9 protein-coding genes are annotated in these 12,849 nt (G+C 67.4%); 8 read left to right on the forward strand and 1 reads right to left on the reverse strand.

Translation table 11 applies throughout. The annotated features are described in order from the left end of the window. Positions 1–124: 124 nt before the first annotated feature. The 8 genes from D3230_RS07405 to D3230_RS07440 all read left to right on the forward strand — a co-directional run bounded on the left by D3230_RS07405 (position 125) and on the right by D3230_RS07440 (position 11,453). Positions 125–1,735, forward strand: a complete 1,611-nt coding sequence (locus D3230_RS07405; protein WP_202344388.1) for an ABC transporter substrate-binding protein — start codon at positions 125–127, stop codon at positions 1,733–1,735. Between the two features lie 183 nt (positions 1,736–1,918). Further along, positions 1,919–2,845: an ABC transporter permease subunit gene (locus tag D3230_RS07410; RefSeq protein WP_202344389.1), complete on the forward strand. Its 927-nt coding sequence runs from the start codon at positions 1,919–1,921 to the stop codon at positions 2,843–2,845. Continuing rightward, positions 2,838–3,821 carry an ABC transporter permease gene (locus D3230_RS07415; RefSeq protein ID WP_202344390.1) on the forward strand — a complete coding sequence of 328 codons (984 nt, stop codon included), beginning with the start codon at positions 2,838–2,840 and terminating at the stop codon, positions 3,819–3,821. The genes D3230_RS07410 and D3230_RS07415 overlap by 8 nt, the downstream gene beginning before the upstream one ends. Further along, positions 3,818–5,542, forward strand: coding sequence for a dipeptide ABC transporter ATP-binding protein (locus D3230_RS07420; protein WP_202344391.1), 1,725 nt, complete (start codon positions 3,818–3,820; stop codon positions 5,540–5,542). Before D3230_RS07415 ends, D3230_RS07420 begins: the two co-directional genes overlap by 4 nt. A 402-nt stretch (positions 5,543–5,944) precedes the next feature. Continuing rightward, positions 5,945–7,549, forward strand: a complete 1,605-nt coding sequence (locus tag D3230_RS07425) for an ABC transporter substrate-binding protein (RefSeq protein WP_202344392.1) — start codon at positions 5,945–5,947, stop codon at positions 7,547–7,549. A 61-nt stretch (positions 7,550–7,610) separates the two neighbouring features. After that, on the forward strand, positions 7,611–8,693 hold the full coding sequence (locus D3230_RS07430; protein ID WP_202344393.1) for an ABC transporter permease: 1,083 nt from the start codon (positions 7,611–7,613) through the stop codon (positions 8,691–8,693). Between the two features lies 1 nt (position 8,694). Then, positions 8,695–9,732, forward strand: coding sequence for an ABC transporter permease (locus tag D3230_RS07435; RefSeq protein ID WP_237467126.1), 1,038 nt, complete (start codon positions 8,695–8,697; stop codon positions 9,730–9,732). Then, positions 9,729–11,453, forward strand: coding sequence for a dipeptide ABC transporter ATP-binding protein (locus D3230_RS07440; protein WP_202344394.1), 1,725 nt, complete (start codon positions 9,729–9,731; stop codon positions 11,451–11,453). The genes D3230_RS07435 and D3230_RS07440 overlap by 4 nt, the downstream gene beginning before the upstream one ends. Positions 11,454–11,597: 144 nt before the next feature. On the opposite strand, the gene D3230_RS07445 is transcribed toward D3230_RS07440, so the two are convergent. Continuing rightward, a complete protein-coding gene (locus D3230_RS07445) occupies positions 11,598–12,791 on the reverse strand; it encodes a multidrug effflux MFS transporter (protein ID WP_202344395.1) in 1,194 nt (397 codons plus the stop codon). Between the last annotated feature and the right edge of the window lie 58 nt (positions 12,792–12,849).

Here is a 12,849-nt window from a genome sequence, read left to right on the forward strand (position 1 = left end):
GCGATTGTCAGATGTGGTCTTGCCGGATCGGTAGGCTTAGCACGTAATCATCCAGTCCCGTGGGGGGATGGGGCCGCCTTGTCGTGTCCCGGCCACCTCACGGACATGCTCAAGGAGGACACTAGTGAAGCGATCACGGAAGGCTCTGGGCTTTATCGCCCTGGCTGCCGCAAGCGCGCTTGCCCTGTCGGGCTGCACGTCGGGCGGCGGCGAAGCCGCAGGCGGCGGTGGCGAGAGCGACAGCATCATCACCGTTAACGCGACCGAGCCCCAGAAGGGCCTGATCCCCGCCGACACCACCGAGGTCGGCGGCGGCAAGGTTGTCGACGCGCTGTGGGAGGGCCTCGTCTACTACGACGTCGACGGCGCCACGCAGATGGGCGTTGCCGAGTCGATCGAGTCGGACAACGGCACGACCTGGACCGTGAAGCTCCGCGACGACGCGGTGTTCTCGGACGGCACGCCGGTGCTCGCGAAGAACTTTGTCGACGCGTGGAACTACGCGGCGAACATCGACAACGCACTGGGCAACCAGTACTTCTTCAGCGCGATCAAGGGCTTCAGCGAGACCGAGCCGGTCGAAGCGATGGAGGGGCTGAAGATCGTCGACGATCACACCTTCACCATCGAGGCCACCCCGGACTTCCCGGACCGCCTGGGCTACTCGGCGTACTACCCGCTCCCCGACGTTGCGTTCGAGGACATGGAAGCCTTCGGCCAGTCGCCGATCGGCAACGGCCTGTACAAGTTCGCGAGCGACGACGCGTGGAAGCACGACGTCGAGATCAAGCTCGTGAAGAACGAGGACTACGTGGGCCCCCGCGAGGTCGCCAACGGTGGCATCGACTTCAAGGTCTACGCCTCGCTCGACGCCGCGTACACGGACCTGCTGGCGAACAACCTCGACGTGCTCGACCAGATCCCCGACACCTCCTTCGCGGTGTTCCAGGACGAGCTCGGCGATCGCGCCATCAACCAGGCCGGCGCGCTCATGACGACGCTGACCATCTCGGAGAACCTCGAGCACTTCTCGGGCGAAGAGGGCAAGCTGCGCCGCCAGGCGCTGTCGATGGCCGTCGATCGCGAAGAGATCATCGACGTCATCTTCGAGGGCACCAACATCCCCGCCAAGGACTTCACCTCGCCGATCGTTGACGGCTACAAGGAAGACCTGAAGGGTTCCGAGAACCTGGACTTCAACCTGGACAAGGCCAAGGAGCTGTGGGCTGAGGCCGACAAGATCAGCCCCTACGAGGGCACCATCGAGGTTGCGACCAACTCCGACGGCCCGCACCAGGTGTGGATCGAGGCAGTGGCGAACCAGTGGGCAAACAACCTCGGCGTGACCGCGGCACCGAAGCTGTACCCGACCTTCCAGGCCTTCCTGGATGATCGCGAGTCCGACGTAGTCGGTGGCCCGTTCCGTTCGGGCTGGCAGGCCGACTACCCGGGTGCCTACAACTACCTGCAGCCGCTGTACTACACGGGTGCAAGCTCGAACCACGGCTTCTACGCCAACAAGAAGTTCGACACCCTCCGCGATGAGGCCGTGCAGGAAGCCGATCACGACAAGTCGATCGCGAAGCTGCACGAGGCTCAGGAGATCCTGCTCGACGACATGCCGTCGATCCCGCTCTGGTACCAGGGCACCACGGGCGGCTTCAGCGAGAACGTCGACAACGTCGCGTTCGGCTGGAACTCGGTCCCGATCTTCAACGAGATCACCAAGAAGTAGCCCTTCGTCGGGAGGCCCCGGAGTACGCTCCGGGGCCTCCTCCTTGTCACTGCACTCACCCGTGTCGGGGCAAGCACTCAATCTTGCGGGCCGGGAACACCGAAGTTCTCAGGTTTGCTGCGCAACACAACTGCGAGAGAATACTCACATGCATAGCTCCATAGTGCGGGAGGGGACCAGCAAGTGCTGAGATACATCCTCTTCCGCGTCCTCCAAGTGATCCCGGTTCTGCTGGGCACCACCTTCCTGATCTACTTCATGGTGTTCGCGATGCCGGGCGACCCGGTCGCCGCGATGTTCGGCGAAAAGGTCCCGAGCCCCGCCGTGCTCGAGCGCCTGCGCGAACAGTACAACCTCGATCAGCCCTTCTTCATTCAGTATCTGCTCTACCTCAAGGGCATCCTGATCGGCGACTTCGGGATGAGCTTCTCGGGTGAACCGGTGTCCCAGATCCTGGCCCGGGCGTTCCCCGTGACGATCAAGCTCGCCATCATGGCGATTGTCCTGTCGCTGGTGCTCGCCGTCGTGATCGGCCTGTTCTCGGGCCTCCGCAAGGGCAAGCTGTTCGACAACGTCAACCTCATCATCGGCCTCATCTTCATGAGTATCCCGATCTTCGTCATCGCGTTCATCGCGCAGTACGGCCTGGGGCTGAAACTCGGCTGGTTTAGCCCGACCGTGGGCGCGGGCGCACCGCTGAAGGATCTCCTGCTGCCCGCGATCGTGCTCGGCGTGAGCCTCTACGCGACGAGCATGCGACTGACGCGCTCCTCGGTGATCGACACGCTCAACCAGGACTTCGTGCGCACCGCGTACGCGAAGGGCCTCAGCCGCGGCCGCGTGATCCCCGTGCACGTGCTCCGCAACTCGCTGATCCCCACGATCACGAACACCGCGACGGACTTCGGCATCTTGATGGTCGGCGCGACGGTCACGGAGGGCATCTTCAACGTCCCCGGCGTCGGCAACGTCCTCTTCAAGGCCATCCTGAAGGGTGAGAACGCGACCGTCGTGTCCTTCGTCACCGTGATGGTGCTGATCTACCTCGGCGTGAACCTCGTCGTCGACCTTCTGTACGCAGTTCTCGATCCGAGGATCCGTTATGCCTGAGCCCACGAACGCTGAACGCCCCGGCACGGCCGGCGCGCGCCCGATCCCGGAGCACTTCGTCGCTCCGGTCACCGAGACCCCGGTCGCCGCGGTTGACGCGGTCCGCATCTCCGAGAAGAAGTCGTCCCTGTGGCGCGACGCCTGGCGCGACATGCGCCGACGTCCCATGTTCTGGATCTCCGCGGCGATCCTGCTCGTGGTCGCGGCGGTGTCCCTCATGCCGTGGCTCTTCACGCAGGCCGATCCGCGCGCCTGCTCGCTGCAGTTCTCGAACGGGAACCCCATGGCGGGCCACCCGCTCGGCTTCAACAAGCAGGGCTGTGACGTGTACTCGCGCATCATCTACGGCACCTCGACCTCGGTGTCGGTGGGGCTGATCGTGATCGCGCTGACCTTCGTCGTGGGCACCGTCATGGGTGCACTCGCCGGCTTCTTCGGCGGCGCGCTCGACGCGGTGCTTTCGCGCGTCGGTGACATCTTCTTCTCGATTCCCTACATCCTCGCGGCCGTCGTCGTGATGAGCGTGCTCTCGGAGCACCGGAACCCGCTGGTGATCGCCTTCGCGATCGGCGGCTTCTCCTGGCCGATCACGGCGCGAATTGTGCGCAGTGAGATTCTCAGGGTGAAAAATGCCGACTTCGTGATGGCCGCCGAGTCGCTCGGGCTGTCGCGCATCGGCACGATGATCAAGCACGTGATCCCGAACGCGATCGCACCCGCGATCGTGGTGACGACGATCTCGTTGTCCTCCGCGATCGTCGCCGAGTCGGTGCTGTCCTTCCTGGGCGTGGGCCTGCCGAGCGGCGAGTTCATCAGCTGGGGCAACGACATCAGTGCGGCTCAGCTCTCGCTGCGGACGGACCCCATGCCGCTCATTTACCCCTCGCTCGCGCTCACCATCACGGTGCTCGGCTTCATCCTGCTGGGTGAGGTCGTCCGCGACGCACTTGACCCGAAGGCGAGGGCTCGTCGATGAACGCCACCCACCCCGAACACGCCGCAGCCGCGGCGGAACCCGTGCTCAGCGTTCGTGACCTGCAGGTCGCGTTCAAGGTTGATAAGCAGCTCAAGGAAGTGGTGCACGGCGTCTCCTTCGACGTGTATCCCGGCGAGACCGTCGCGATCGTGGGCGAGTCCGGCTCCGGCAAGTCCACGACGATGCACGCGGTGATGAACCTGCTTCCCGGAACGGGCCGCACGACCGGCGGCTCGATCCTGTGGCGCGGGCGCGAGCTCGTCGGCATCGGCCGGAAGGACATGGAGACGATCCGTGGCCGGGAGATCGGCCTCGTCCCGCAGGATCCCATGTCGAACCTGAACCCGGTCTGGTCGGTCGGCTTCCAGGTCGAGGAAGCGATCCGTGCCAACGGGCTCGCGAAGGGGCGCAAGGAGGTGCGCGAGCGCGCCGTCCAGGTGCTCGAGCAGGCCGGCCTGCAGAACGCTGAGCAGCGGATGAAGCAGTACCCGCACCAGTTCTCCGGCGGCATGAAGCAGCGTGCCCTGATCGGCATCGGTCTGTCGGCCGAGCCCGAACTGCTGATCGCGGACGAGCCCACCTCGGCGCTCGACGTGACGGTACAGCGCGTGGTGCTCGACCACCTGGAGACGCTCACCTCGCAGCTCGGCACAGCCGTGGTCTTCATCACCCACGATCTGGGTCTCGCCGCGGAACGCGCCGAGAAGCTGATCGTGATGTACCAGGGCAACATCGTGGAGTCGGGCCCGAGCCGCGAGATCTTGCAGAACCCGCAGCACCCGTACACGAAGCGCCTGGTGTCTGCCGCGCCGAGCCTCGCCTCGCGCCGGATCGGTGCCGATTCCACCATGCCGACCGCTCCCACCGAGACGTTCGACGTCGCGGCGCTCGCGGACAGCGCGAATCGGACGGTCCAGCAGGGCGAGCCGATGATCGAGGTGAAGGACCTCGGGAAGATCTACAAGATCCGGAAGGGCAACTTCGGGTCCGAGGACTTCCACGCGGTGTCCGGGGCGACCTTTACGGTGAACCGTGGCGAAACGATGGCGCTGGTCGGCGAGTCCGGATCCGGCAAGTCCACGATCGCGAAGATGGTGCTGCAGCTCGAGCCGTCGAGCTCGGGCTCGATCCGGATCGGGGGTCGCGAGACCGCCGGGATGAAGCGCTCGGAGCTGTTCGCGCTGCGCCGCACGCTGCAGCCCGTGTTCCAGGATCCCTACGGGTCGCTGGATCCGCTGCACAACATCGGCAACACGATCATGGAGCCGCTGAAGATCCACAACGTGGGCGACGTGGCGAGCCGCAAGGCCCGGATGTATGAGCTGCTGGATCAGGTGGCGCTGCCGCGCGAGCTGGCGACGCGCTACCCGAACGAGCTCTCGGGCGGCCAGCGGCAGCGCGTTGCCGTGGCCCGCGGGCTCGCGCTGAAGCCCGACATTCTGGTCCTCGACGAGGCGGTGTCCGCGCTCGACGTGCTCGTGCAGGCGCAGATCCTCGATCTGCTCGCGGAGCTGCAGCGAGAGCTGGGGCTCACGTACCTGTTCATCACCCACGACCTCGCGGTGGTGCGGCTGATCGCGGACCGGGTCTGCGTGATGCAGCAGGGCAAGATCGTGGAGCAGGCGACCACGTCCGAGGTGTTCGAGAACCCGCAGGAGGAGTACACGAAGAACCTCCTCGCGGCGATCCCGGGTGCGCACATCGAGCTCGGGGTGAACTAGCCTCAGCGCCGTGCACGACGCAGCCCCCGGTCCGACTGGACCGGGGGCTGCGTCGTGTGGTGGGTGACGTCGGCCGCGCAACGTGTGCGCGGCCGCGTGTGCGTTCGCGTGTGCGTCTGCGAACGGGCGCACCACGCAACTAGGAGCGTCGCGTGCTCAGAACGTGCCGAGGCGACAGAATTTCGCACATGTTGTCCCCGCATTTGTGGGCTTTGGGTGTCATTTTCCGGTTTTGCGGCGCCCAGGTGAGCAGCTTGTTACAAATTGATCCCGAGTGGTCAATCTGTGCTCTGAGTATGGGTAGGCTCAGGGATGTTGTTACACACACGCAGCGGCGTTGCTGGTAATACTCAGCGTTGAGGCGTGAACACTCACTGGAGGAAGCTCTTGAAGAAGACAATGATGTCTGCGGCCGCACTGCTCGGTGCCGCGGTACTGTTCACCGGATGCGCGAGCGGGGGCTCCGGCGGATCCGGCGGCTCGGGCGGCGGCGACGCCGGATCGATCACGATCGGCACGACCGACGTGGTGACGGCCCTCGACCCCGCGGGCTCCTACGACAACGGCTCGTTCGCCGTGATGACGAGCATCTACCCGTTCCTGCTCAACCACGAGATCGGCTCGAGCGAGGTCGCCCCCGATATCGCGGAGTCGGCCGAGTTCACCTCTCCCACCGAGTACACCGTGAAGCTCAAGAGCGGCCTGAAGTTCGCGAACGGCAACGACCTCACGAGCTCCGACGTCAAGCACAGCTTCGACCGCCAGGTCGCGATCGCAGACCCGAGCGGGCCCTCGAGCCTGCTCGAGAACCTCGCGAGCGTCGAGGCCGTGGACGACACCACGGTGGTCTTCACCCTGAAGGAAGCGAACGACCAGACGTTCCCGCAAGTGCTCTCCACGCCGGTCGCCCCGATCGTGGACGAGGACGTGTTCCCGGCCGACAAGCTCGCCACCGACGACGAGATCGTCGCGGGCAAGGCCTTCGCCGGCCAGTACACGCTCGAGAACTTCAAGAAGAACGACCTCGCCTCCTACCAGGCGTACGACGGGTATGACGGCCTGTGGGGCGCGGCGAAGACCGCCGACGTCAACGTGAAGTACTTCGCGGACGAGACCAACCTCAGCCAGGCGATCGAGACGAAGGCCATCGACGTCGCGTTCCGCAGCCTGTCCGCGACCGACACGGAGAAGCTGGGCAAGACCGACGGCCTGAAGCTTGTCGACGGCCCCGGCGGCGCGATCCGCTACATCGTCTTCAACTTCGACACGCAGCCGTTCGGGGCGAAGACCGCCGAGGCGGATCCCGCGAAGGCGCTGGCCGTGCGCCAGGCCGCCGCGGACCTGATCGACCGGCAGAAGATCGCCACGCAGGTCTACAAGGACACCTTCACGCCGCTGTACAGTCCGGTCGCCCAGGGCTTCACGGGTGCCACGGAAGCGTTCAAGGGTCTCTACGGCGACGCGGAGGGCGGCGCCGATACCGCGGCCGCGAAGGCACGCCTCGAGGCGGCAGGCATCACCACGCCCGTCACCCTGCAGCTGCAGTACAACCCGGACCACTACGGCGACGCCTCGGCCGAGGAGTACGCCCTGATCAAGCAGCAGCTTGAGGCCGACGGCCTGTTCACGGTGGATCTGCAGTCGACCGAGTGGGGCCAGTACTCCAAGGACTTCCCGGCGGACGCCTACCCGATGTACCAGCTGGGCTGGTTCCCGGACTTCTCGGACGCGGACAACTTCCTCACCCCGTTCTTCGTGAACGGTGGCTTCTTCAACAACCACTACAACTCGGAGACCACCAACGGCCTCATCGCGAAGGAGCGCGTCACCGTTGATCCGGCGGAGCGCACCCAGCTGATCGAGGACGCGCAGGCCGAGGTCGCGAAGGACGTCCCGATGATCCCGCTGCTCCAGGGCACGCAGGTCGCGATCACGACCGACGCGATCGACGGGGTCGTGCTCGACGGTTCCTTCAAGTTCCGCCTCGGAACGATCACCAAGCAGTAACCCGCGTATCCGCGGGCGGGCGGGGCGGCGACGCTCCCGCCCGCCAGCGGGGCCTGGCACTATGACTATTCTTGACTCGTCCGCGGCCCCGGTGCCCACGAAGGCACCGACGGTTCGCTCCGGTGGCGGGCTGCTGCGCTATATCCTCTGGCGCGCCGTCCTCATCGTCCCCACCGTCTTCATCCTCGTCACGATGGTGTTCCTGCTCATGCGGAGCATCGGCGATCCGATCACCGCGGCCGTCGGCGGCAAGCTGCCGCCGGATGAGCTCGCGAAGCGGATCCACGACGCCGGCTACGATCGCCCGATCATCACCCAGTACCTCGAGTACCTCGGACAGGTGTTCACGGGCAATTTCGGCACCACCATCAGCGATCATCGCCCCGTCACTGAGGTCCTCACTACCTTCGGTGCGGCGACGCTGGAGCTCGCGTTCTTCACCCTGATCGTCGCGTTCGTCGTGGGGATCCCGCTCGGCATGCTCGCCGCGTACTACCGCGACCGCGGGCCCGACGCCGCGCTGCGCGTGTTCGCGATCTTCACCTACGCGACGCCCGTGTTCTTCTCCGGTCTGCTGATGAAGCTGATCTTCGGCGTCTGGCTGGGCTGGTTGCCGCTGTCCGGGCGGGCCTCCATCGGCACCGAACTGCAATTGCAGATGCTCGACGGCCCCTCCGGGTTCTACCTCATCGACGCCTTCCGCACGGGCAATCTCGCGAACGTGGGCGACGTGCTCGCTCACGCGGTGCTCCCGGCGCTCACGCTCGGCATGATGACCGCGGGCATCTTCCTGCGCCTCGTGCGCACCAACATGATCGGGACGCTCGGCCGCGAGTACGTGGACTCCGCGCGCTCCCGTGGCGTGCGCGAGTTCCGCCTCGTCACCAAGCACGCCTACCGCCCCGCGCTGATCCCGATTATCACCGTCATCGGCCTGCAGATCGCGATGCTGCTCGGCGGCGCCGTGCTGACCGAGACCACCTTCGAGTGGAAGGGGCTCGGGTTCCAGCTCGCCCACTACCTGAGTGCGCGCGATTTCGTCGCCGTGCAGGGCATCGTGGCGCTGCTCGCCGTCATCGTCGCGGTCAGCAACTTCGTCGTCGACGTCGTCGCCGCCCTGATCGACCCCCGAGTGAGGTACTGACATGGCCGCCGAAACGCACACCGAGGCCATCCTCACCGCCCCGCGCACCGACCGGGGCTGGCACAGTTGGCCGCTCATCAAGCAGCTCCGACAGAGCGTGGGGCTGCAGCGCGGCATGCTGGTCGCGGGCCTCGTGCTCGTCGGCGTGTTCGCGGTGCTCGCGATCTTCGCGCCGCTGATCGCGCCCTACGATTTCAACGCGCTCTCGGGGCCGGACGGGGACTTCGGATCCCGCACGCCGCCGAGCCCCGCGCACCCGTTCGGCACCACGATCGCCGGGTACGACGTGCTCTCGCGCGTGATCTGGGGATCCCGCACCGCGCTACTGGTCATCGTGATCGCGGTACTCGCCTCGATCTTCGCCGGGACGCTGCTGGGCCTTGTCTCCGGCTACCTGGGCGGGGCGCTCGACCGAGTGCTCGTCATGATCACCGACGCGATCTACGCGTTCCCCTCGCTGCTGCTCGCGATTGTGATGTCGATCGTGATCTCGGGTGGCCAATCCAGCCTGTGGGGCGGGATCTGGTCGGCGGCGCTCTCCATCACCGTCGTGTTCATCCCGCAGTACTTCCGCGTGGTGCGCTCCGAGGTGGTGCGGGTCAAGTCCGAGGTCTTCGTCGAGTCCGCGCGCGTGGTCGGGGCGAGCCGGGGCCGGATCATGTTCCGGCACGTGCTGCGGAACTCGACGCGTTCGCTGCCGCTCGTGTTCACGCTGAACGCGTCCGAGGCGATCCTCACGCTCGCCGGCCTCGGCTTCCTCGGATTCGGTATCGAGCCGAACTCCGCGGCCGAGTGGGGGTACGACCTGAACAAGGCCATCGCGGACGTCACGAACGGGATCTGGTGGACAAGCCTGTGGCCCGGCCTCGCGATCGTGCTCGTGGTGATGGGCCTGACGCTGACGGGCGAGAGCCTGAACGATCTCGCCGATCCGCGACTGCGCAGCCGCCGCCGCGTGAAGGCCGGCAGCGGGGCGGTTGCCGCCACCTCGGTGACCTCGCCCGCCGCGCCGGAACGCGGGGAAGGAATGAACGAATGAGCCAGACATCGGCAGCCGTGACGCCGGGGGCGCGCACGGGATCCGTCCTCGACATCCGGGATCTCGAGGTCACCTTCGCCACGGACCACGGCGCGGTGCGCGCGGTGGACGGGGTCTCCCTGGACGTTGCCCCGGGCCGCGTCCTCGCCGTGGTGGGGGAGTCCGGCTCGGGCAAGACCGTCTCAGCCCGCACGGTGCTCGGCCTCCTCCCGGAGACCGCCACCGCGGCGGGGTCCGTGATCCTCGCCTCCCGCGACGGGACCTCCACGAGCGACGTGCTGCACCTCAGCGGCGAGCAGCTGCGCCAGGTGCGCGGCCGGGACGTCGCGATGGTGTTCCAGGAGCCCTCGACCGCGCTCAACCCCGTGTTCACGATCGGGTGGCAGATCGCTGAGGGGCTCCGCGCCCACGGCAAGCTGTCCAAACGAGACGCGCGGGCGCAGGCGATCGACATGCTGGAGCGCGTCGGGATCCCCGATCCGCACGAGCGCGTCGACGCCTACCCGCATCAGCTGTCCGGCGGCCAGAAGCAGCGCGTCATGATCGCGATGGCGCTCGCGCTCCGGCCCGGGCTGATCGTGGCGGACGAGCCCACCACCGCGCTCGACGTGACCGTGCAGGCCGAGATCCTCGACCTGCTGCGTACCCTGCAGGCGGACTTCGGGACCGCGATCCTGCTCATCACCCACAACATGGGCGTGGTCGCGGACCTCGCCGACGACGTGGCCGTGATGTATCAGGGCGAGGTGATCGAGCGCGCCCCGGTGGCAGAGCTGTTCGCCGCGCCGCGCGAGGAGTACACCAAGCGACTCCTGGGCTCCGTGCTGAAGCTGGGCGATGGCCGACTGCGCATCGCGGATCGTGCCGCGAGCGACGCGGCGGCACCGGCGGCCCGTGAGGTGCTGGTCGAGGCCCGCGGGCTGGAGATCCAATATCCGGGGCGGCTCGGCAAGCCCGGGTTCCGCGCGGTGCGCGGCGTCGACTTCGAGATCGCGGCCGGGGAGGTCTACGGCCTCGTCGGGGAGTCCGGCTCCGGAAAGTCGACGATCGGCCGCGCGATCGCGGGACTGACCCCCGCGACGGGGGGCTCGCTGCGCGTGCTCGGCCACGAGATGGTCTGGTTCAAGGAGCGCCAGTTCCGGGCGGCGCGGAAGGATCTCGGCTTCGTGTTCCAGGATCCCGCGACGAGCTTCAACCCGGTGCTCACCATCGCGGAGAACGTGGCCGAACCGCTCGTGGTGCACCGGCTCGCGCGCACCCCGGCGGCCGCGCGTGCGCGCGTCGACGAGTTACTGGAAGCGGTGCAGCTGCCGCGCGCATACGGCGACCGCTTCCCGCACGAGCTCTCCGGCGGCCAGCGGCAGCGCGCCTCCCTCGCGCGGGGCCTCGCCCTCGACCCGAAACTCCTGATCGCGGACGAGCCCACCTCTGCGCTGGACGTGTCAGTGCAGGCGCGGGTGTTGGAGCTCTTCACTGAGCTGCAGGCGGAACTCGGCTTTGCGACCCTGTTCATCACCCACGACCTCGCGGTCGTCGACGCGCTCGCGGATCGCGTGGGGGTGCTGTACCACGGCGAGCTCGTCGAGAGCGGCCCGGCGGAGGAGGTGCTGCTCAACCCGCGCGAACGGTACACGCAGCGCCTGCTCGCCTCGCTCCCGGTGCCGGATCCGGCCGAGCAGGCGATCCGGCGCGAGCGGGCCCGCGACCTCCGCGAGCCCTAGCCCGGGCCCTGGCCCCTGGCCCCCCGGATCCCGCATCGTCGATGATTGCTTTTTGGTTGTTTCGGAGGGCGTGAAGCAACCAAAAAGCAATCATCGACGGGGTCGGTGGGTGGGAGTGCGGGCGCGGGCAGGGGCGGGGGCAGGCTAGCGGGGGGTGCTGCGGTGCACGAGGGCGGCTCCCGCGCAGGCGAGCAGGGCGACCGTGAGCGTGAACAGCGCCATGGGGAGCGCGGTGTGCTCGCCCCAGGCTCCCACGATCGGGGAGGCGAGCCCGCCGACGGCGAACTGGCCTGCGCCGAGGAGGGCCGATCCCGAACCCTTCGCCTCCCGCGCCCGCGCGAGGGCGAGGGCGCTCGCGTTCGACATGATGAGGCCCGTCCCTCCCGTGAGCAGGAACGCGCACACGATGAAGGTCGCGGGGTGCAGGGTCTGCGTCGACGCGAGCACCGTGAGCCCCGCCCCCGCAAGCACAGCGAGAAGGGTGCCGAGCAGCAGCATCCGAGTCGCGGGGACCCGGCCGGCGAGCCGGGCGTTCACGAAGTTCGCGGTGATCATCGCGAGGGCACCGGCCGCGAACGCGAGCGAGTACACAAACGGCGACATCCCGAGGATCACCTGCCCGACAAACGGGGACGCGGAAATGTAGGCCATCATGCCGCCGAACCCGAGCGAGAAGATGACCAGCAGGCGCAGGAACCCGGGATCGCGCAGCAGGGCCCCGAAGTGCCCCAGCGCCGAGCGCAGCCCCGCGACATTGCGGGCTTCCCGGGGCAGCGACTCGGGCACGAATAGCGCGGCGAGGAGGAGCATCGCGAGCGCGAGGCCAGCGAGCGTCGCCAGCACGGTCCGCCAGTCCGCGACGGCGGCGATCGCGCCCCCGATGGGCGGCGCGATGAGCGGGCCGAGGCCGACGAACATGGCGATGAGGCTGATCGCCCGGATCGCCGCGGCACCCTCCGTGAGATCCACCGCGATGGCGCGCGAGATCACCACACCGGCCGCGCCGCTGAAGCCCTGCAGCAGGCGCAGGGCGATGAGCACCTCGACGGTGGGGGAGAACACCATCGCAACGCTCGCGAGCGCGAACACGGTGAGCGCGCCGAGCAGCACGCGACGCCTGCCCCACTGGTCAGAGAGCGGGCCGAGCACCAACTGGCCGCTGCCCATGCCGAGCAGAAACGCGGTGAGCGTCAGCTGGACGGACGATGCCGGGGCCCCGAGATCGGACGCGATCAGGGTGAACGACGAGAGATACATGTCGGTCGCGAACGGGCCCGTGGCGGCGAGGAACGAGAGCACCGCTAGGAGGCCCGCGGTGAGCTGGGGGCGACCGGTCATGCACTGATCATATACGATGCGAGTGGCCTGATCGGCTCCGAACCCGCTATACTAGTGC

Source organism: Leucobacter chromiireducens subsp. solipictus, assembly GCF_016758195.1.
GTDB classification, from domain to species: Bacteria; Actinomycetota; Actinomycetes; order Actinomycetales; family Microbacteriaceae; genus Leucobacter; species Leucobacter solipictus.

What these genes read in the sequence shown, in the direction of transcription:
- D3230_RS07415 (WP_202344390.1), top strand. Translation starts at nt 2,838, where the DNA reads ATGCCTGAGCCCACGAACGCTGAACGCCCCGGCACGGCCGGCGCGCGC.
- D3230_RS07425 (WP_202344392.1), top strand. Translation starts at nt 5,945, where the DNA reads ATGTCTGCGGCCGCACTGCTCGGTGCCGCGGTACTGTTCACCGGATGC.
- D3230_RS07440 (WP_202344394.1), top strand. Translation starts at nt 9,729, where the DNA reads ATGAGCCAGACATCGGCAGCCGTGACGCCGGGGGCGCGCACGGGATCC.
- D3230_RS07445 (WP_202344395.1), bottom strand. Translation starts at nt 12,791, where the DNA reads ATGACCGGTCGCCCCCAGCTCACCGCGGGCCTCCTAGCGGTGCTCTCG.
- D3230_RS07430 (WP_202344393.1), top strand. Translation starts at nt 7,611, where the DNA reads ATGACTATTCTTGACTCGTCCGCGGCCCCGGTGCCCACGAAGGCACCG.
- D3230_RS07435 (WP_237467126.1), top strand. Translation starts at nt 8,695, where the DNA reads ATGGCCGCCGAAACGCACACCGAGGCCATCCTCACCGCCCCGCGCACC.
- D3230_RS07420 (WP_202344391.1), top strand. Translation starts at nt 3,818, where the DNA reads ATGAACGCCACCCACCCCGAACACGCCGCAGCCGCGGCGGAACCCGTG.